General features: G+C 67.1%; 14 protein-coding genes. 7 read left to right on the top strand and 7 right to left on the bottom strand.

The genetic code is table 11. The features are described 5' to 3' along the window. Nucleotides 1–290: 290 nt before the first annotated feature. A complete protein-coding gene (locus ACYQ0R_RS02600; protein WP_459820783.1) occupies nt 291–563 on the bottom strand; it encodes a DUF7111 family protein in 273 nt (90 codons plus the stop codon). Between the two features lie 56 nt (nt 564–619). Then, nucleotides 620–973, bottom strand: coding sequence for a hypothetical protein (locus ACYQ0R_RS02595; protein WP_459820782.1), 354 nt, complete (start codon nt 971–973; stop codon nt 620–622). Between the two features lie 212 nt (nt 974–1,185). On the opposite strand from ACYQ0R_RS02595, the gene ACYQ0R_RS02590 reads away from it, so the two are divergent. The 4 genes from ACYQ0R_RS02590 (at nt 1,186) to ACYQ0R_RS02575 (ending at nt 4,388) form a co-directional block, all read left to right on the top strand. Continuing rightward, on the top strand, nt 1,186–1,752 hold the full coding sequence (locus tag ACYQ0R_RS02590; protein ID WP_459820781.1) for a DUF7110 family protein: 567 nt from the start codon (nt 1,186–1,188) through the stop codon (nt 1,750–1,752). A gap of 114 nt (nt 1,753–1,866) precedes the next feature. Next, entirely contained in the window at nt 1,867–2,040 is a 174-nt protein-coding gene (locus ACYQ0R_RS02585) for a hypothetical protein (RefSeq protein ID WP_459820780.1), read from the top strand. A 187-nt stretch (nt 2,041–2,227) separates the two neighbouring features. Continuing rightward, a complete protein-coding gene (locus ACYQ0R_RS02580; RefSeq protein WP_459820779.1) occupies nt 2,228–3,571 on the top strand; it encodes an MFS transporter in 1,344 nt (447 codons plus the stop codon). Nucleotides 3,572–3,671: 100 nt separating this feature from the next. Further along, nucleotides 3,672–4,388, top strand: a complete 717-nt coding sequence (locus ACYQ0R_RS02575; RefSeq protein ID WP_459820778.1) for a diphthine--ammonia ligase — start codon at nt 3,672–3,674, stop codon at nt 4,386–4,388. Between the two features lie 37 nt (nt 4,389–4,425). On the opposite strand, the gene ACYQ0R_RS02570 is transcribed toward ACYQ0R_RS02575, so the two are convergent. Next, complete coding sequence (locus tag ACYQ0R_RS02570) at nt 4,426–9,153, bottom strand: DUF7997 domain-containing protein (RefSeq protein WP_459820777.1); 4,728 nt, start codon at nt 9,151–9,153, stop codon at nt 4,426–4,428. A 161-nt stretch (nt 9,154–9,314) separates the two neighbouring features. On the opposite strand from ACYQ0R_RS02570, the gene malA reads away from it, so the two are divergent. The 3 genes from malA to ACYQ0R_RS02555 all read left to right on the top strand — a co-directional run bounded on the left by malA (nt 9,315) and on the right by ACYQ0R_RS02555 (nt 15,015). Then, nucleotides 9,315–11,381 carry an alpha-amylase MalA gene (malA, locus tag ACYQ0R_RS02565; protein ID WP_459820776.1) on the top strand — a complete coding sequence of 689 codons (2,067 nt, stop codon included), beginning with the start codon at nt 9,315–9,317 and terminating at the stop codon, nt 11,379–11,381. 3 nt (nt 11,382–11,384) lie between these two features. Continuing rightward, nucleotides 11,385–13,982 (top strand): glucosylglycerol hydrolase, encoded by a 2,598-nt coding sequence (gene gghA / locus ACYQ0R_RS02560; protein WP_459820775.1) that lies wholly within the window; start codon nt 11,385–11,387, stop codon nt 13,980–13,982. 118 nt (nt 13,983–14,100) lie between these two features. Then, nucleotides 14,101–15,015 carry a DUF4013 domain-containing protein gene (locus tag ACYQ0R_RS02555; RefSeq protein ID WP_459820774.1) on the top strand — a complete coding sequence of 305 codons (915 nt, stop codon included), beginning with the start codon at nt 14,101–14,103 and terminating at the stop codon, nt 15,013–15,015. Between the two features lie 11 nt (nt 15,016–15,026). Here the strand turns inward: ACYQ0R_RS02555 and ACYQ0R_RS02550 are convergent, their stop codons facing one another. The 4 genes from ACYQ0R_RS02550 to cobN form a co-directional block, all read right to left on the bottom strand. Beyond that, complete coding sequence (locus tag ACYQ0R_RS02550; RefSeq protein WP_459820773.1) at nt 15,027–15,920, bottom strand: bifunctional methylenetetrahydrofolate dehydrogenase/methenyltetrahydrofolate cyclohydrolase; 894 nt, start codon at nt 15,918–15,920, stop codon at nt 15,027–15,029. Between the two features lie 115 nt (nt 15,921–16,035). Beyond that, on the bottom strand, nt 16,036–16,830 hold the full coding sequence (locus ACYQ0R_RS02545; protein ID WP_459820772.1) for a cobalt-precorrin-7 (C(5))-methyltransferase: 795 nt from the start codon (nt 16,828–16,830) through the stop codon (nt 16,036–16,038). Beyond that, nucleotides 16,827–17,579: a precorrin-8X methylmutase gene (locus ACYQ0R_RS02540; RefSeq protein WP_459820771.1), complete on the bottom strand. Its 753-nt coding sequence runs from the start codon at nt 17,577–17,579 to the stop codon at nt 16,827–16,829. The genes ACYQ0R_RS02545 and ACYQ0R_RS02540 overlap by 4 nt, the downstream gene beginning before the upstream one ends. Further along, complete coding sequence (gene cobN, locus ACYQ0R_RS02535) at nt 17,572–21,435, bottom strand: cobaltochelatase subunit CobN (RefSeq protein ID WP_459820770.1); 3,864 nt, start codon at nt 21,433–21,435, stop codon at nt 17,572–17,574. The genes ACYQ0R_RS02540 and cobN overlap by 8 nt, the downstream gene beginning before the upstream one ends. Nucleotides 21,436–21,467 lie beyond the last annotated feature (32 nt).

Raw genomic sequence — 21,467 nt, 5'->3', positions numbered from 1 at the left:
GCCGTCTCGGTCCGTGAACCCTTGTGCGAGCACGTCGATCGGCCCTCCGAACCCGTCGACGCCGTCTCACTCCCACCCGACCGAACCCGAGCGTGTCGGCTGCGTGACGTCCCCATCGACGCCACGCGCCGTCGTACGGTCGGGACGGGGAATGAGACGATCGATGGTAGGGCCGTTCGTAGCCTAACGCTTCGCCTGCAATATACGTTCGATTAAAACCGTGCGGTCGGTTCGTCCGCCCTGGGACCGAATTCGGATCGGCGCGGGCGGAGTCAGCAGCAGCGCCGCCGTCAGATTCCCATATCGGTGGCGGCATCGGGCACGGGGAGGTCGGCGACGGCGACGTCCAGCAGCTCCGCGGCGTGGTCGAGCGCCATGTCGAACCCGTAGTACCGCTCCAGCTCATCACCGTCGGGCCCGGTCCGCACTTTCAACATCGCGTACCCGTCGGCGTTCTGTGCAACCGTTGCAGTGCGACCGTCAACCGAGAAGGTGAGGCGGCGCTCGTCGTCGGTTTCCTCGTATCGGACCGCGACGTCGGACGTCCGTGACGTGTCCGTCATACTTCCCGTAAGCGTCGGAGCCTGTCGAATGTATCGGTTCGGGCAGGAGCGTGAGCCTAGACGAACGGGACGCCGACGGCGTCAGTGACGCCAGCGAGCGGCAGGATGGAGAGAACGAGGATCGCCGACGCCCACGCGATGAACCCGATGATCCCGGCGTGCAGCCATGACGTCCCGTACCGGCGTCGGATCACCCATATCCACGCGATCAGCGGAACGAACTCGCCGACGAGCGGGATCCACGAGAGGAGTAGTTCCGAGAGCCCCCACACGATCGCGCCGACCAGCGCGGTGAACACGGCGTGTCCGTACGCCTTGGTTCCGGTGACGACGCTCGCGGCGATGAAGATCGCGAGCCCGCCGACGAGGAGACTGACGACGAACGCGACGAGCGACCCGATGAGGCTCATGCCGGATGCGTGCGGCCGAACGGACTTGAGACTACTGACCGATCGGGTCGGTCTCGGTTCTCGCGGTCACGGAAAACGGCTGACCTAACCACGATCCAAGCTCGGATATCGAAGGACAGCCCATATAAGCCTACGCCTCCTAGATGGGGTAGGTGCAGTCGCTCCCGCCCGGGTCGCGACGATCGGTTCGGTTCCACCAATCCCTATCAACAATGTCAGGCCGCGTGTTCCGACTTCACTCGACGCTCGAACTGCCCCTCGAAGACGTAGAGACGTACTTCGATGAAGACCCAGATCTCCCGCCCGAGATCGACGATATCGATATCACGCGTCGAAACAACACCCTCATTATCAAGGCGCTCTCGGACGACGAGAGCATCAGCAAGTACACGCCGACGGCCCAGTTGAAGGCGTCGGTGACGGAGACGCGGGTGTACGAGGAGGAGCCGCCGCGGGCGGGTGGCCCTCAGTGGATGGACGACGAGGAAGAGGAGATCCCATCGGAGCTCGTCGAGTTCGCCTGTTTTAAAGGCGATCGCGAAACCGTCCTGCAGAACACCGCGCTCCAGTATCCGATGTTCCTCGTGTTGCGCGAGCTGGCACTGCTCGCCGAGAAGGGAACGCTGACCGCGATCACGGAGGCCGACGGCGATCTCGAGGCGACGCGGATCGTGGAGGGTGAGCCGCGCCCGGCCAGCGTCGAAGTCGTCGAGAGCCCACAGGGCGCCGGTGACGGCGACGGCGGCGTGAACTGGCGAGACAACAAGTTCATCAGTTAACTTCGTCCGGCAGCGTTCGTTTTGGAGCCGTCACCACCGTTTCCACGTCGAGCGCGTCGACTCCCCGTTTTCCGGGAGCGTCATCCATTCGGCTTCCGACGGCAACCGTTCGATATGCGACGATCCATCGAGGTGGCTACGCCCGGACTTCTCGCCGCGGCGATCGCGGTGACGTTGTTGATGCAGATCGACGCCTCCCCCGTTCCCGCCATTATGGCGGCGCTGGGGGCGGCCATACCGGTTTCGATGCTGTACGCGATACTCACGTACGACGAATCCACGCCGTAGTCGAGGACGACGAATCCACGCCGTAGTCGAGGACGACGAATCCACGCCGTAGTCGGAACGGAGTCCACGACGATCCCCCGTCGCCCGCGAACACTCGACGGTCCTCCGACGGGCGGATCGGGGTGTTCGGGGAAAAGACGACCGGTTTGGACATACAAATACGTCTTAACGATGAGGTGCTGAACGAATGAACTCTCCGCTGAGCGGCTTCCGAGACCTCTCGGAGCCCCGGAACGTGACGCTCATCAGCGCGACACACGGCGTCAACGAGTTCTTCTCGATCGCCATCCCGCCGATCATCCCGTTTCTCGTGGCGGATCTCGACATCACGTACACGCAGGGCGGGCTGCTGTTGACCGTGTTTTTCGTGATGTACTCCGTGTTTCAGCTTCCGGCCGGCGTGGTCGCGGACCGCGTCGGGAAGAAACGGCTCCTCGTCGCCGGACTGGTCGGCATGGTCGCGGGGATCTATCTCGCCGCGATGGCGACGAGCTACGAGGCGCTGGTCGCGTCACAGATCGTCGCCGGGATCAGTGGAAGTACGTACCATCCGACGGGGATGTCGTTGATAAGTGACTTCGAAACCGATACGACAGAGGGGAAAGCGATGGGCGTGTTCGGCTTCTTCGGGATGGTCGGCGTCGCCGGCGCACCGCTCGTTATCGGCGGGCTCGCCGGCGTGCTCGACTGGCGGTTCGGCCTCGCCGTCGCCGCCACGCTCGGACTGGCGTTCACGATCGTGTTCGCCGTGCTGTTTGCCGACCCCGACCGGGACGACGGAAGGTCAGAAGACGAGGCGGACACCGACGAGACACGACTCGAGGACCACGGGAACCGGCCTGACGGCACCGACAACCGCGGATCCTCCACCGGCGCTGCCGGGACGTCGGCGCCTCGAGGGACGCGGCTCTCGCGGCTCCGCGAGCGGGTCGTGGAGGTGCTTCGAGTACCATTGACGCTCACGGTGGTGCTGCTTCTCGCGATGACCGTTCTCGTCTCCCTGCAGACGCGGGCGATCATGACGTTCACGACGTCGTACGTCGCCGACACGACCGGCGGTACCGCGACGGTCGGGAACGCGGTGTTTTTCACCATGCTCGTCGCCGGCAGCGTCTCGTCGCTGTGGGCGGGAAGCCTCGCCGACCGAGTACACCGCGGCGCGCTCGGCGTGGGGGTGTCGGTCGCGACGGCCGCACTGCTCGTCGTGACGTATCTCCTCGTTAGCGGAAGCGGCGCGCTCCCGCAGAATCTGCTCATCGGCGCGCTCATGGTGTTGTTCCTGTTCATCGGGCTGGCGATGTACGCCTGTGTGCCCGTTAAAAACGCGATCATCTCCTCGGAGGCCGAACGCGAGTTCAGCGGGAGCCTGTTCGGGCTGACACAGACATCGTCGGCGATCGGGAGCGCAGTCGGGCCCGCACTGTTCGGATACCTCGCGACCGCATTCGGCATGGAGATCGCATATCCGCTCATCGGTGGGGTGAGCCTGCTGATCGGTGCCGTGTTCCTGTTGCTCTCGCGTGGCGAGTGAACCTCGCGCCAGCATCGATCGTCGTACGGTTTCCGCCGATTCGATCCGTAGACACTGGGAGACCGGAGCCGATTTACCCGACGCTCCCGTCGTCTCTCTAATGACTGGCGACTGGGTGAGTCTCTTTTCAGGCGGGAAGGACTCCTCGTGGGCGCTGTACCGGGCGCTCGAGGCGGATCTGAACGTCTCCCGACTCCTCACGGTCCACCCCGAAGGCGACTCGTACATGTACCACACGCCGGCGACACGGCTCGCCGGACTCGCAGCCGAGAGCGTCGGGATCGAGCTGACGGAGGTCGAACCTGGCGAGCTCGGCGCCGACGATGTCGACGACTCGGGACAGCAGGGTGACGCCGAGCTCGAGCCGATGGAGGCAGCGCTCCGGGAGATCGCCGCCGAGGACGAGATCGATCTCGCCGGCGTAACCGCCGGCGCCGTCGAAAGCGCGTTTCAGACCGACCGGATCCGGGGGATGTGTGACCGACTCGGGATCGACCTCTTCGCGCCGCTGTGGCAGGCCGATCCGGTGGAGCTCGCGGAGGCGATGTTCGACGCCGAGTTCGAGATCCTCATCGTCCAGGTCGCCGCCTACGGACTCGACGAGTCGTGGGTGGGTCGTCGATACGACGCTGCGGCACTGTCCGAACTGCTCGACCTTCGCGCGGAGTACGGCGTCCATCCTCTCGGCGAGGGCGGGGAGTTCGAGACGTTCGTGGTCGACGGCCCGCATATGGACCGACGGATCGACGTGACGTACGACGCCGTCTGGGAGGGCGACCGCGGCCACCTCGTGGTGACCGACGCCGCACTGGAGTGAGCTGTCGGCGGCGACCGGATGAGGAGTCGAGCGACTCTCACACGAACAGTCGCTCGACTGCCGTGCCGGCCGTTTCGATGTCGTCGTCGCCGACCGCCGCGACGACGAGAACGTCCGCGTCGAACGCGGCGTCGAGCGATACGGAGAACTCCTCGTCGGTCGGCTCCGCGAGCCACGACCCGTTCGCGGCGTGGACGGCGACGCGAGCGCCGTTCGTCGTCCCGGAGACGACGAGTCGGTCGCCGGTGTACTCGATACTGGCATCAAGCTCCGGGCCGGTCGATCGGTCGCGCTCGACGTACCGCTCGCGGACGACTGCGGGCGTCTCGATCGGCTCTCCGGCGTCGATCCCGTGTGCAAGTCGGATGAAGCCGGCCATCGACCACGCGAGCGGCGTCGCCCCGCCGGTTCCCTCGCCGAACTCCCAGCCGTACTCGGTCGGATGCTCACGGTCCCACACCTGCTCGGGAAGCATCCGTCCGGAGTTACCGAATCCGGCCATCGTCTCGAGTAGCCTCTCCGGCTCCATTGCGGGCTCGTCCGTCCCGCCGAAGCCGTCGTCGCCATCGGCACGAGCCCGAAGCTCGTACTCCCCGCGCTCACCGGTAAAGATGGGCCAGAGCCGCCCCTTCCCGTTGCCGGCACCCGCCCACGGACCGCCGGGGTCCCTGCGCTGGAGTTCGCCGTACGCGTCGCCGACGTACCGATACCACGCTGGACCGTGCGGCGTGTCCACGCGGATCGACTCGTCGACGATCTCGACGGAGTTCCGCACGACCGGATCGTCAGCCGGCTTGATCCCGAGCCGGACGAGCTCGAGGAACCCGCCGTCGACGATCTCCCGCTCGTCGTACGTCGGTCCATCGTTCGCGATCGTCCGCGGGCGGCCGGATTCGGGGTCGCCGTGGGCCGTAATCCGGAGGTAGTATGGCGTCTCGGTGTGACGTTCACTGCCCGTCTCCGTGGCACACCACTCCTCGACGCGCTCGGTCCACTCGTCGGCGAGCGCGAGCCACGCGATCGCGTCGGCGCGAAGCGCGTCCGGATCGAGGTCGCTCCCCGTCGACGAGGTGTCGTCGGTCTCCGTCGTCGGGATGTCGTCGGACCCGCTCTCCGACGTTGCCTCGCCGCCGTCCGCTGCGGCCCCCGAGGCGGTGTCGACCCGGTCGGCTTCCGCGAGCGCGAGCGACGCCGCACACGTCAGCCCGGCGATCTCCGCGGCGATGCTCGACGGCGAGTAGCCGCTCTCCTCCTCCCAGCGCTCCTGGGCCGTCTCGGGACCGTTCGTGGCGACGTAGCTCGTCGACTTTCGCACGTGGTCGTACGTGTACGCCGCCTTGGACAGCGTCACGCCGCGCCTGTGGAGGTCCCACGCCATCACGGCCGGATACGCGATGTTGTCCATCTGCTCGCCACCCCACCGCGTGCGACCGTCGATGTACGTGTTCTGCGGGAGGAACCCGTTCTCGTCCTGTTGGGTGGTGTACAGGTACGTCAGCGCGTCGGCGGCGCGCTCGGTCTCGCCGACCTCGACGAGCGCCGTAAACACCTGATACAGGTCGCGAGACCAGACGAAGTTGTATCCGTATCCGCGGTCCTCCACGGCGTGTTCCGTCTCACCCCACGGCACCGACGGGCTCGCGATCCCCGCGCCGTCGTGGCGCTTGTCCTCGACGGCGGCGAGCGTCATCAACGCGAATCGGTACTGGGTTTCGAGGTCGGTGTCGCCGGCGACGGCGTCGGGAAGCGGCCGCCCGGCGAGCCACTCCCGCCACGTCTCGACGTAGGCGTCCCGAACGGCGTCGAATCCCCGCGCGATCGCGCCTTCGGCCTCGCCGAGCGCGGCCGCGGTGTCGGCCCGTTCGGCGAACCCGATCGCGACCGTGTTCGACACCGACCGACCGCTCCCGACGAGCCCGGTCAACACCACGTTTCCGGTGGCCTCCGCGGATCCCTCGACGCGTTCGCCGGTCGCGAACAGCGTCTCGAGCGCGTCGCTTTCGGCGCCCATCGCGCTCGCCCACGAGAACCTGTCGTCGCTCGTCATCGCGAGCGCGACCTCGAACGGGTCACCGTCGTCGTCGACCAGCTTTCCGGGATGTCTGTTCATGTGCTCGTTGCGCGCGAGGAGGTGGTAGCCGTCCTCGCCGACGCGGAGACCGTAGTCTTCGACGCCGACGTTCGCGATCGTCGTGTCGACGACCGCGTACACGTCGTACTCGCGACACCCCTCGAAGGAGACGTCCGCGAGGATCGCGTCGCCGTCGGTGTTGACCGCGTACTCCACGGTCAGCGTCCACTCGTGGCCGTGGCCGTCGCCCGTCTCCCGGATCGTCTGCGTGTACGCCAGCGCGTCGTCGACGCTCGGCTCGGTCGTCCGCTCGATCGTCTCCGTCGCGGTCACGTGGCTCGTCTCGTCGAACGTTCGGATCGTGTACTCCGTCTCCGGATCCGTTACGAGGAACTCGAACGTACGGAGGTTCATCACGTCGATCCGCGGGAACCGCGCTTCCGTCAACGCCCCCTCGGTCAGCGTGAACCAGACGGGAACCGGGTCGGCGTCCTCGTGGTCGGCGGGCGTGCCGACGCCGAACTTCCGACCAGTCGTCCAGTTGGGCGCGGCCTCCGGCGTGGTCGGCTCGTCGTGGGGGACGGGAAGCGCGCCGTATCGAGCGAGCGTCGCCGTCGTCGTGAGTCGTAGCGCGTGCGACCAGCCGAGCGGGGTCGCGCTGTCGAGCTCGCCCGTGTCGAACGCCTGTTCCGCGAGCAGTCCGACGTGGTTCGTCAGGTCACCGTCCGGCCCACACAGGGCGTACAGCTCGCGGGCCTCCGCGAACAGATCGCCACCGTCCTCGCCACGGCTCGCGAGGAGTCCGCCCATTTCGGCGGCCGCCTCGGCCCCGAGCAGCGTTGCGACCGACCACACCTTCGCGCCGCCCTGCTCCGCGGTCCGCCAGTCGTCGCCGACGAACCGGACGAGCCCTTCCACGTCCGAGCTCTCGCGGCGAAGCTCCTCGATCGAGGTCTCGACGTGCGTCGCGACTCGGGAGACCAGCGTCGAGACGCGGTCCGGCTCCGACACGCTGGACCCATCCGCTTCCATCCGCTCCTCGACGAGGGCGACGTACTCCGTCACCGCGTTCACGAGCCCGAACGTGCTAGCATCGGCGCGTTCGTCGACGACCACGTCGCCGTCGGAGCGCTGCGGGAACCGTTTCGCGTCGGGGATCCACCGGTCCAGCAACCCCCCGACGGCGTCGTCGGCCGCCGCAGCCGCACTCGCACGAAGATCGTCGGCGACGGGCGCGCGAGCAACCGCCGAGAACGCCCGTAGATACGTCGCCGCCGTGTGCGTGAATCGCCCGTGTGCGTTCTCCCAGCAGTTCTGGCACCGCCGCGGAAGCCCGTCGGACTCCGTCGTCGACTGAAGGAAGGCGACCGCGTCGGCTATCGTCTCGTCGATCCGCGCTTCCCGTGCTGCCGACAGATCGGTCGTGCGTCTGAGTCGGGCGAGGAACGTCACGACCGCCGCCGGCTGGTCGAGCTGATCGTCGGGGCCGGGCTCGGTGCGTGCTCCCTCGATCCGCGAGTTCGCCCAGCCGGGCGCGATCTCCCCGGAGTCGGCCCACACTCGGTGCGGCCAGCCTCCCTCGGCGTCCTGCGTGCGACACAGGAACTCGGCGGCTGCGACCAGCTCCTCGCGGACGTCGAGGCCGAGCTCCTCGCTGGCCGACAGCAGGGCGTTCGACACCTCGGCATCGTCACGGAACCACGTGTACCCGTAGCCGCCCGTCGTCGAATAAAACGGGTCGAACTCGGGCCCGGCGATTCGTGCTCCCGACTCGGCGGTGAGCAGATCGAGGCTCCGGAGATCGCTCGCGATCAGGCTCCGTCTCGGCGTTCCCTCGGGCACCGTCGGCGCGCGCTCGGACGCGGCAGCACGCAGGTCGTCGGCGGTCGAATACGTCGTTGCGACTCGCGAGACCGCGTCGATCCGATCGGCTCGCTCGACCGACTCGTCGAGGTCGGCGGCGGAAGCGTCGTCGAGCACCGCGCGGCTCGCGAGCGTCACCCGCTCGATGCGGCCGTCCCGCTCGAACGGAGCGTTGACGATGACCTCGCCGGTGAGGTGGGAGTCCTCCCGCTCGTCGATCTCTCCGCGGCGCGGGAACGGGTCGTGCCCCTCGCCGAGCAGCTCCGCGATCGTGTCCTGGCGTCGGCCGTGGGCGGCCGAGAGCCCCGTCGACGCGGTCAGAAAGTCGTGCTCGCGGCGATGGAACGCCTCGATCACGTCGCCGCCGTTCGGGCCGGCCTCCTCGTGGACGAGGTTGCCGACGCGTCCCTCGACCATCTCGGGTGCGAACGCACAGGCGACGACGAGCTCGGCGTCGGCGGGCGGCGCACCGCGGAGTTCGACGTGTGTGACGTGGGCGTCACCGACGGTGAGGTCGAACTGGTGTACCGTGAATCGTCCGGCGTCGTACTCCGTCTCGACGAGTGGCGTCTCGCCGTCGTAGTGCTGTCGGGTCGCGTCCAGCTCGTCGAACCATCTGACGGTCCCGCTCCCGTCGAGGCCGAGCCGTAGCCAGTCGATTCCGCCGACGCCGGACAGCGGATACGAACAGTCGTGTAACGTTCCGTTCGGACCGACGTACACGAGTCGCCCGTCGTCGCCGGCGAACGCCCCACCGGTCGTCGGACGCTCGGCGGGGAATCGCTCCCCGTTTCGACGTCTGTGTTCCGTGAGGGCGGTTCGCAGTCTCATGCTCGTTCCGCCGTGCTCCGTGATAAAAGCCTTGGCGGAGTCGGCGAACTGACAGGGACGAAATAGAGTTGACGGGGAGAGGTGGAGTTGACGGGCTGACTGGGAGAGGTGGCGTCGGCCGGGAGAGCAAAACCGAAGGTGCTTGATGCATACGGTGTGGTATGCACCATCCCGGACCACCGCGATTTCTCGCCACCGGCGAGACGACCAGCATCGCCCCACGGGACCCGGATCCGGAAGCGGCCTACGAGTGGCGAGTCGTCGACGCGCCGCCCGGCAGCGAGGCGACGGTCGGAGTCGAGCCAGTCACCGAGTTTACCCCCGACGTTCCGGGCCGATACACCCTGGGACTCTCCGCGCCGGACGGCGACCATCTCCTCACGATCCGCGCGTTCGACGTCACCTACGAGGGCGCCGACGTCGCGGGCGGTAGCGGCACCGCGATCCGAACCCGAGACGCCGGACATGGAGAGATCGACTACGCCGATGCGCAGCCACACGAAGAGACGGGTCCGCCCCGCGTCCGCCTCGACGCCGCCGTCGACGCCGACGGTGAGAAGCTGCGTGTAACCGCGACCGCGAGACCGAATCCGGATTCGGGGCTCGATGCCGCCGACCTCGACGTGACGTTTCTCGTCGACGATCGCGACGTCGCGGCCGCCGTCGCGGAGGGGCGGACGAACCCGCGGGACGCGCTCGAAACGTCGCTGACTGCCGACGGGGCGACGCTTCGGCTCCCGACCGATGTCGTCGCCGACCGGCTTCGCGTGCACGCCGTCTCGACGGCCCGCGATCCGGACGGAACGTGCCGGTTCAGCGTCGCCGACTCGATCGCGATCGACCGCCTCGAGGAGCCCGGTGACGCCCGCGCCTCGGCCTCCCCGACCGCTGCGAGATTCGAGACGGTACGGCTCAACCAGCCGCCGGAGTGGACCGAGGACGCGCGGGTGTACGAGGTGTACGTTCGGACGTTTGCCGGCGATGCCGGCGACGGGGAGACGTTCGACGCGATCGCCGATCGGGTCCCGGAGCTCGCAGACCTCGGCGTCGACACGCTGTGGCTCACCCCCGTGCTCCAGCACGACGGAAAGCCACACGGGTACAACATCACGGACTTCTTCGACGTCGCAGACGACCTCGGTGATCGGGCCGACTACGAGGCGCTGATCGAGACGGCACACGACCACGGACTGCGCGTGTTGTTCGATTTCGTCGCGAATCACACCGCCCGAGACCACGAGTGGTTCGAGGACGCCTACGGAGATCCGGCGTCGCCGTACCGCGACCGCTACGAGTGGCAGGAGTCCGGCGAGCCGGGGACGTACTTCGACTGGGAGCTTATCGCCAACCTGAACCACGCAAACCTCTCGGTACGACGGTTCCTGCTCGACGTCGTCGACGAGTGGGCACCGCTCGTCGACGGTTTCCGATGTGATATGGCGTGGGCGGTCCCGGACGCCTTCTGGCGGGAGCTGCGGGACCGCGTGAAAGCGATCGATCCCGAGTTCCTGCTGATGGACGAGACGATCCCGTACATCCCCGACTTCCACGAGGGGATGTTCGACATCCACTTCGACGCGACGCTGTACTTCCAGCTACGACAGGTGGGTCGTGGGGTGGCGTCGGCGGAGTCGATGCTCGACGCGATCAACCAGCGGGCACGAGTCGGCTTCCCGGAGCACGCCGGCTTCCTCCAGTACATCGAGAACCACGATGAGACGCGGTACCGCGTCGAGTGCGGCGACGCGGCCGCGGCGGCCGCGGGGGCCGCGACGATCACCCTACCGGGCGTGCCGATGGTGTACGCCGGCCAGGAGATCGGCCAGCGCGGCCGACGCGACGAGATCGTATGGGACCACGCCCGCGAGGAGGTGCGCGAGCGCTACGAGCGACTGCTCGCGACTCGCGCGGACCACTCCGCGCTCGGGCCGGCTGGCGACCTCCACCGTGTCGACTACCACGTCGCCAGCGGCGACCTCACCGAACGACCGATCGAGGCTGACGGCGAGGTCGTCCATCCGGACGACGTCGTCGCGTTCGTCCGCGAGGACGATACGGAGACGCTCGTCGTCGTGCTCAACTTCGCGCCGGGCGAGGCGGCGGTCGCGGTCGACGTCGATCACGCCGACTGGAACGTCGTCACCGGCGAGGACTGCGTCGTCACCGACGGCGACGGCACCGACCGTATCCTGGCCGACGACGTCGCGATCGTCTCAGTCCGCCAGTAACCGATGTCGGACGGTTCCCCTCGTTCACCGTCGCGATCCCCCTCGCGGCTCCCGAGGCACACGGCCGAGCTCGTGCAGCACGCGCGGAGCGACCGGGAGGACGCAGCCGACGAGTTCGACGCGGCGAAACGGATCGCGACTCGGCTCGGCGCACGGCCCATCCGGCCCGAAGGTGCCGATCCTGCCGACACCGTCCCGGAGGGTGTCGCGTTCGGCTTCTGGACGCCTGACGTCGTCGACGCCGGCGTCCCCGCCACGAACGTCAAACTCGAGCTGTTCGCGCCGACGCGCCGAGTCGACCCCGGACGCGACGACCTCCGTGAACTCGAGTTCCGCGTCGATCGGCTGTCCGTCGTGCGCGACGGCGCGTTCCACTGGATCGCCGCCGAGGACGTTCGGGTCGGCACCCGCGACCGCCTCGGGGCGTTGTATCAGCTGGTGTACGAGCAGCCTGACGGCGAGTGGGAGACGGTCCGTGATCCGGTGCCGTACTCCGTTCCGTTCGGCACGTTCGCGCCCGCGGAGGTGTACGACTGGCCGCGGCTCGACGCGACGCGTCCGGACCGCGATCACTTCGAGTCGCTCGGAACCGGATCGGAGTCACTCCCGACGTCATCGGACGACGGGCTTCCCCGGGTCGATCCCGCGACGAGCATGCTTGAAATCCATCCGGGCACGTCGACCGCGGAGGGGTCGCTCGCCGCGCTCGCACAGCGGTTCCGCGAGATCGGCGAGAAGCTCCGCGCCAACGAGCCACTTGACCCCCACGAACGTAACTACGCCGGCTACGACGCCGTTCAGCTGATGCCCGTCGAGCCGCTTACGCAGGCGTACGACAGACAGTGGTACTGGCGGCCCGGCGGGACGTACGAGCGGACGGCGGACGACGCCAGTCCGGAGCCCGCAGTCGACGCCGACCCGATCGATCCGGTTTCGGCGTTCGATCGCGACCGCGACGCCGAAACCGTCACGGTCGGTGTAACCCGACCCGACCAGACGAACTGGGGATACGATGTCGTCGTGAGCGGATTCTCGGCCGCGAATCCGGCCATTCTGGAAACTGGTCGCCCGGACGAGCTAGTCGAGTTCATCGCGGCGTGTCACGCGATGCCCGACCCGGTCCGGGTCGTGTTCGACGTCGCGCTCGGCCACGCGGACACTGCCGCCGAGGGGCTCCTCCCGTCGCCGTTTTTCGAGGGGCCCGGGATGTACGGCCTCCATCTGAACTACCGGCAGCCGGTGGTCCGGGCGATCCTGCTGGAGCTGCAGCGACGGAAGATGAACTTCGGCGCGGACGGGATCCGCGTCGACGGCGCACAGGATTTCACGTATCACGACCCGGAGACGGGGGAGGACGTTCACGACGACGCGTTCCTCGCGGAGATGGACGCGGTGACACAGACCGTAGCGGGCACGGAGTATCGCCCGTGGATGATCTACGAGGACGGCCGTCCGTGGCCACGGGAAGACTGGGAGCTCGCGTCGACGTACCGGACGCTGATCGACCAGCATCCGCACGCGTTCCAGTGGTCGCCGGTCACGTTCGCGCACAACAAGCCCGCGTTGTTGACGTTCTGGGCCACGAAGTGGTGGCGGATGCGCGAGGTCGGCGAGTTCGGGAGCCAGTGGATCACCGGCGTTGCGAACCACGACACACTCAGACGAGGGTCACAGGTGGAGGTGACCGACGACTGGAGCGGCGCACTCATCAATCCGCACCTCGCGGATTCGCCGCCGGAGACGCTCCGCGAGGCGTACGATAGTCCGGCCGCGATCGTCTGGTTTCACGTCGCGATGCCGGGCGTTCCGATGGACTTCCTGCACGCGAACCACCGTGCGCCGTGGGGGTTCGTGCGAGACACCGACCCCATGTGGAACGTGAAAGTCGTCGCCGAGGAGGCCCCGTGGATCGACTGGCATATTCCGGCTGGATCGTTCGCCGCCGGCGACGAGTTCCCCCGGCTGAAGGCACTCGGGTTCGAGACACGAGCGGAGCTGAAGCGGTTCGCGCGGACGCTCGCCTCGCTCGTCGACGCCACCGACTACGACGTCGACCTGATCGCCGAACTCCTCTCCGTGCAGGGGACGCCGCTGGGCGACGAGATCGACGCGACGGACCTCCAGCGGTTCTCGTTCGCGTGGACCGCGGACGTGAGCGAGTATATGAATCTCACCAACTGGCTCGACGACCAAGACGACGACCGTACCGCGTTCGACCGGAGGGTACGCGAGTTCCGACAGGCGCGTCCGTGGCTCCGAGACGACGTCGATCCCGACGCCGGCGAGGCGTTCGGCTATCGCCATCCCACCGATGGAACGGTTCTCTACTACGCGCTCCGCCGGGGTCCCGACGGCGACGAGGACCTCCTCGTCGCCTGTAACGTGGAGGGGACGCCGGTCGACGTCGACGTCGCGGGACTGCTCGGCGAGATGGACGTCGATCACGGCCGGAGCGACACCACTTCCGCCGACGCCGACTCGTCCGACTGGACGGTCGCGATCGCGGCGCCGACTCTCGATGCCGAGCCGGGATCGGACACCACGTCGGTGACGCTGGCGAACCCGGAGGCGATCGTGTGGCGTCGCCGGACGGCGGAGTAGCCGCATCGACGCGAGCGGTCGTCCGGGCCGACGCAAGATGTCGTCCGGAACACGGATCTCACTGACGGTCCCCACGGCATAACTATATATGCGTGTTGCGTCGTTCCCCGCAGGATATATGACAACAGATCAAGGATCCCCCGGCAGTTCGGGGGACACGGAGGAGCAGGCGGACTCAGGAGAGCCAACCGACTCGGGAGAGTCGGTGGACCGGGGAGAGTCGGCGGACCGGGCAGCGCCGACCGACACGGGGGTGCGGACGGATCGAGCCGATCCGGTCGACCGACAGGACCCGATCGAGAGCGAGTACGACGGGGTTATCGGCGAGATAGAGCGGGCGATCAGATACCCCGCCGAGGGCGACGAGTTCGTGAAAACGATCCTCATCGGTGGACTGCTCTCGCTGTTCTCCGTTCTCATCGTGCCGCTGTTCCTGCTCGCGGGCTACGTCGTCCACGTGCTCGATCGCACCGCCGACGGCGACGAGACGCCGCCGACGTTCGACGAGTGGGGAGAGCTGGCGGTCACTGGCATCAAGGCGGTCGTCATCGGGTTCGCCTACACGCTCGTTCCGGCGATCGTGGGCGGGCTGATCGTCCTCGTCGGGATCGTCGGTATCGGTGCCGGAGGGGACGGAGCGCTGGCCGGCCTCGGCGTGCTCGGCATCCTGGTCGGCGGGTTCGTCTGGTTCGCGCTCGCGATCGTGGTCGCGTATCTGCTCCCGGCGGCGGTGGCGAACTTCGCTCAAGAGCGCTCCATCGGCTCCGGGTTCGACGTCGCGAGACTGAAAACCATCTGGCTCTCGCGGTCGTACGCCATCGCGTGGGGGACGATGGTCCTCGTGCTGGTGATCGGCGGGTTCGTCGCCGCGATCCTCAACGTCGTCCCGGTTCTCGGGACGATCGTCGGCGCGTTCGTCGGCTTCCACTTCGGGATCGCCGCCTACTCCGTCATCGGTCGATCGTGGCACGAGTTCCCCGTCGACGGCGGCGTCGAACAGGAGACGACGGTTTCGAGCGTCGCGGGACGGTAAGCCGGTCCCAGCTACGGGAGCTCGACGTCGACGTCGTGCTGGAGGCCGGCCGCCTTCACCGTGTTATAAAGGAGCATCGCGCGGGTCATCGGGCCGACGCCGCCGGGGACGGGAGTGATCGCGCCCGCGACCTCGCTGGCGGAGTCGTAGTCGACGTCGCCCACGAGCTCGTACCCTTTCTCGGTGTCCGCGTCGACCTTGTTGACGCCGACGTCGATCACCGTCGCGCCCTCCGCGATCATCGAGCCGTCGATGAACTCCGGGAGCCCGGCGGCCGCGATCACGATGTCGGCGTCGCCGACCTTCGCCTCGAGGTCTCGCGTCCGGGAGTGACAGACGGTCGTCGTCGCGTTGCCCGTTGGAGCCTTCTGGATCAGCAGATTCGCCATCGGCTTGCCGACGATATCCGAGCGACCGACGACGACCGCGTCGGCACCCTCGGTCTCGACGTCGTACGCGTCGAGCAGCTTCTGGACGCCGTGCGGAGTGCAGGGTTTAAACCGGGCGTCGCCCGCGACGAGGCGCCCGACGTTCTCCGGGTGGAACCCGTCGACGTCCTTTTCAGGGACGATCCGCCGGAGCACCTCTCGCTTGTCGACGTGGTCCGGAACGGGAAGCTGGACGAGGATCCCGCTGACGTCCTCGCGCTCGTTGAGCTCGTCGATCGTGTCGAACAGCTCGGCGGCGGGTGCGTCGGCGTCGATCTCGACGTGGATCCCCTCGATGCCGACCTCCTCGCAGTCGCGTTGTTTCATCGAGACGTACGTCTCGCTGGCGGGATCGTCGCTCATCAGGACGGTTGCCAGTCCCGGTTCGACGCCCGCGTCCACCAGCGTGTCGACGCAGTCGGCGACACCCGATCGGATCTCCGCCGCGACCGCCTCGCCGTCGATGATCTCGGCCATATCGAAAGCTGCGACGCGGCCGCTTATAAAGAATTTCGGAACGCGAGTCGACACCGTGCGTCCGGCCGGATCCCCTCGGACTCCGGCGGTTCCGATGCGGGGGTGCCGCGAACTCTCAGCCGACCGTCACCTCTCGACGAACCGCAAGCACCACCATGTCCGAAAACGGCGTCTCGTCTCGGCTGTCGCCACCGGCGTGCTCGGACAGCCCCGTAAGCGTAAACCGATGCACGATCTCGTCGTCGTGCGTGAGATTTTCGAGCACGAGCGCGTCGAGATCGGGGTCAGCACCACGCTCGAGCAGGAACTGTGCGATCTCCCCCGGCATGAGATCGTACGGACGAGGCAGCACGAGCAGATGACGCTTGCCGACGGCGTTGGCGAGTCGAGACAGCTCTTCCGAGACGTCACCGCTTTTATGCAGCGTGACGAACTCGGACTCCTCGATCGGCGTCCGAGCGCGACTCGCCGCCATCTGGACCGAGGAGATTCCGGGGATCACCCGCATGGGACGTTCCGGATCCGCGCGTTCGACGGCGTCCTGCACCTTCCCGACGAACTGGTAGCCGGAGTGGTTGGGGTCGCCCATCGCGACGGCAGTTCCGGATTCGCCGCCCGCGACTCGCCGGCCGAACTCCTCGAGGGCCTCGGCTTCGTCTTTGTACCCACAGGTCAACAGGTCGGCACCGGTCCGATCGGCGATACACTCGACGACGGTGGTAAAGCCGACGACGACGTCCGCCTTTCGGATGGCTCGCTCCCCCCGGGGGGTCAAGTACTCCGGGTTCCCCGGCCCGATGCCGACGACGTACACCGGGTCGTCCGTTTCCTCGTCGATATCGGACTCCGCTCGCTCGGCCGCGAACGTCGCCGGATCGGGACCGGAATCGAGGTCGTACTCACCGCTCATCTCTCCCTCCGGTCCCCTCTTCGCTCGTCTGCCGTGTGGTCGAGTTCGAGTTTCCCCGTCCGGACGTCTTTTGCGACGTGGATCAGCTCGTTGGTCAGCGCGGCCGCGAGGCCGCTGCCGCCGCGCCGGCCGACGTTCGTGATCGCAGGGATGTCGTACGTCTCGCTGACCTCGCGGATCCGCTGACGGCTCTCTTCGGCCTTGACGAATCCGACGGGGGTCGCGACGATAACGGCCGGTCGAGTGCCGTTTTCGATACAGTCGGCGAGTGCAAAGGCGGCCGTCGGGGCGTTGCCGACCGTCGCGATCGAACCATCGTACATCGAGTTTCCGTCGAGTTCGAGTACCCCCGCAGCCGTCCGGGTGATCCCGGTTTCCTTTGCGAGCTCTCCGCCGTGGCCGATCGCCTTGTGGTTGTCACAGTCGTGGCCCCGGCTAGTGATCCCCGCTTGAGACATCGTGATGTCCGTGACGATGTTCGCCTCCTCGAGAACGGCTCGTGCACCTGCTCGAACGGGTGCGTCCTCGTCGTCCCCGAGATGGTCTTCGCCCGTTAGCCGAAGCAAATGCTGGAACTCGATGTCTCCCATCGAGTGGACCGACTTCTGTCTGATACGGTCGGCAAGCGTCTCGTCGGGGACGAACTGCCGGACGATCTCCATGCTCGTTTCGGCGATGTTCATCGCTTCGCGTGTCGTCGCCCCCAGATCCGCGTAGTCGTCCTCGTGTTCGCCGTCCGTGTCAGTCATCGATTGTCACCCCTTCAGCCTCGTTCGTGGTTCGGGCTTCCAACTCGCCCTCGACGGACAGGTTGATGTCCCGGAGTCCGTCCTCGATCGCTTCGCTCGCATCCCAGAGGTCCCGGTCGATGGCCTCGAGTAACGTCGCCGTGATGGACTCGAGAGCCCACGGGTTCACCTCGGTCATCCACTCCTGACGATCCTCGTCGAAGGCGTACGCCTCGGCGACGTCCTCCCAGAGCCGGTCGCTGATGACGCCCGTCGTGGCGTCCCACCCTAGCGTGACCTCGACCGTCGTCGAGAGGTCGCCCGCACCCTTGTAACCGTGTTCCTCCATCGACTCGAGCCAGTCCGGATTGAGTACGCGAGCACGCATCGACTTGCGAACCTTCTCCTCGTTGGTGTACACCGCCACGTCGTCGGGATCGGACGAGTCGCCGACGTAGGCGGCTGGCCGCTCGCCGGATACCTCCGCCACCGCCGAAACGAAGCCGCCATGGAAGGCGTACCAGTCCGAGGAGTCGAACTCGTCCTGTTCCATCGTGTCCTCGAGCTTGACCGTCGCCTCGACGCTCGACAGTCGTCGCTCGAAGGAGTCGTGAGCGTCAGCAACCCGACCGCGCGATCCCATCGCGTAGCCGCCCCACTGGGTGTAGACACGCGCGAGATCCGACCGATCCTCCCAGTTCCCTTCGTCGACGGCCTTGTTCGTCCCGGCACCGTAACCGCCGGGTTTCGTGGTGAACACACGGTCCATGACCGCATTTCGGGCCTCCTCGTCCCCGAGACTCTCCTCGCCGGCGAGTTTCTCCGCTTCTTTCTCGACGTGTTTTTTTACGTAGTTCATCTCGTGAGGCTCGTCGAGACCGACCACTGCGTCCACGGCGTCGTGGATGACGCCCGCCGCGGTGGGGAAGGCGTCCCGGAAGAGTCCCGAGACGCGGGTCGTCACGTCGATCCGCGGTCGTCCGAGTTCGTCCAGTGGTATGGGATCCACGTCGTCGATCCGGCCCGCGTCGGTCCAGACCGGTCGGACGCCCATCGTCGCGAGCACCTGGGCGATGGTCTCCCCGCGGGTGCGGATCGTGGGGGTTCCCCAGGCGACGACGCCGATCTCTTCGGGGTACTCCCCGTTTTCGTCCCGGTGGCGTTCGAGGACGCCTCCGGCGACCTCGCGACCGACCTGCCAGGCGGATTTCGCCGGCACTTTGCGGGGATCGAGCGTGTAGAAGTTCCGCGCGGTCGGCAGCAGATCGACGCCGCCGCGGGTCGGTGCACCCGATCCGCCCGGCGGAACGTACTCGCCCGCAAGGGCGTCCGCCGTTCGCGGAACTTCGTCCGCTGCTCCGAGGACACGCGGGACGGCTTCTTTACAGATGAACGCCAGCACTTTCCGCAGGTCGTCGTGTGCGCCCGGTTTCGCACGTGCGTCGCCGATCGTTTCGAGGTCGACGATGAGGAGGTTGAGATTCACTTCGTCGCCGGGACCACCGTCGCGTTCCGAGCGCGGAACGTCGAACTCGTGGTCGGCCAGCGTCTCGATCAACTCGATGCTTTGCTCGTACACGACGTCGGCGGCCTCGGCGTAGGTCATGCCCAGGTCCACGTCGTAGGCGCCCGGCGAGGAGAGCATGGTCTCGTAGTCGACCCCGAGCGCGCCCGCAACGCTCTCACGGAGGCTCGGCGCGCCGGGGTTTTCCAATCTGGTCAGCGCGACCAGATACTCGACCAGCCGCTCGCCCTTCGGAGGTTCGCTCATCGTGTGCAGGCCCATCCGGATCTGGGTAGTTTTGACGTCGGTGAGGTACTCGTGGATCCGCTCGACCAGTTCGTCGATGTCGACCTCGCCGCCGTCGACCTCGTCGCCGTTTCCCGCGTCGCGTAGCGTCCTGCTCTCGTTGCTGGTGCCAGCGATGCCGAGTTCGACTGCCAGGTCGAGCTCCTCGACCGTCTCCCGCAGAAGGGTTTCGAGGTGTTCACCGTCGTCGGTTCGGGCGTCTTCCAGCCCGGCCCGACGGTACTCACTCGCCAGCTCCTCGAGTTCGGCCAGGTCGTCGTAGGTCCCCGCCGCCCGCATGACCGGCGTGAGGTAGTCGACGACGGCGGCGTAGGAGCGGCGTTTCGCCTGGGTCCCTTCGCCGGGGTTGTTGACGATGTAGGGGTAGACGTTCGGGAGGTCGGAGAGGAGGGCGTCGGGGGCGCTCTCGCCGTTTAAGCCGACCGTTTTCCCGGGAAGCCACTCGACGCTGCCGTGAGTCCCCAGATGGACGACGGCGTCTGCCTCGTACTGCTCGCGTAGCCAGGCGTAGAAGGCGTAGTAGTCGTGTGGGGGCTGCAGATCGGAGTCGTGGTACACCTTCGAGGGGTCAATTCCGAATCCGCGAGGGGGCTGGACGGTCACTAAAACGTTACCACACTCCATGCCGGGGATGGCGAACGGTCGTCCCGGCGGTTCGCCCCACTCCTCGACGACGTGCTCCCGGAACCGCTCGTCAGCCCTGTCGAACCACTCGGCGTACTGCTCCGGTGGGACTACGTCGACGCTCAACTCGCGGACGTCGTCGGGGGCGACCCATCGGTCATCGAGGGTGAGTTGTGCGGACAGCGCCTCGATCAACGCCCGTCCGTCCTCCGGCCGATTCTCGAGGTCGTAGCCGCGAGCTTCGAGCTCGTTCAACAGGTTGATCGTGCTCTCTGGAGTGTCCAGTCCGAAGGCGGTGCCGATACCGTCGTCGCTTGGCGGATAGTTGTGGAGGACGACGGCGACCCGTTTCTCCTCGTTGGGAGTGTGTCGAAGCTGCGCCCAGTTGACCGCCAGGGCGGCGATGTGGTCGACGCGGTCCTCGATCGGCAGGTGCTGTTCGGGCGCGCTGCCGACGCCGGCCGCATCGTCCATGCGCTCTTTGCCGCTGATGGGGTGAGTGATGACGGTGCCGTCGAACTCCGGGAGCGCCACCGAGAGAGCGAGCTCGAACCCCATCACGCCCGTGTCGCTCGCCTCGTAGCGCGACCGGGAACGCATCGTCGTGATCGCCTGGAGGACGGGGACGCCCAGCTCCTCGAGGAAGATCCTCTTCGTCCCACCCTCGTCGCTTGCCGATCGGCCGCGCTCGCTCATCCCCAGCGAGAACATGAAGCTACTCACGACGGCGTCGACGGTCGGTCCGTCCTCGTTGCTGAACCAGTTGCTCGCGACCCACTCGGCGTTCTGCTGGCCCTTCTCGTCGGTCGCGGGGTTACAGAAGGCGGGAAGGACGTTCACGCCCTTCGCCTCGAGTGTCCGGACGAGCGCGTCGACGTACCGGGTGTTGGCGTGGGTCCAGTGGGACTCGTAGAACCAGATGCCCACCGTCGGCTTCCCGTCGTCGTGGGTCTCGAGTAGCTCCTCGTACCCGACGGCTGGATGGTCCGGATGGTAGACACCCTCCGTCGGCAGGGAGACGGGGTCGTCGACGTTCCCGTCGTAGTCGCCGTACACTGCGGCGAGATACCGACAGCAGTGCTCCAGGTTGACTACGCCACCACGCTCCACGTACTCGTACACCTGCTCGCGGTCCGTCTCGGAAACCGTGGTGTCCTCAAGTGCGTAGGCACCGCCGGTCGCTTTCACGACCAGCGGGACGCCAGCGTCGGCGAGTCGGTCGGTCGCCAGATCGTACCCCGGCATGCTGTCTTCGCCTCCGTGAAGCCAGAAGACGGCGGCGTCGGCCGACTCGAGGGCAGCAAGAAAAGCCTCGAGTTCGGTCTCGTCTTCGAGATCGCTCTCGGAGCGAACCACCAGGTCGATCCCCTCGAGTCGGGTCGCGGCCTCCTGCAGTGCGCCCAACTCGTTTTCCGTCGCAGTGTATACCCCGATCGTCGACATCGATGGTAAAGCATTATTTCGGTAGTTCAAAT

Source organism: Halorubrum luteum, from assembly GCF_054652935.1.
This window is presented reverse-complemented; position numbering and strand designations above follow the sequence as displayed.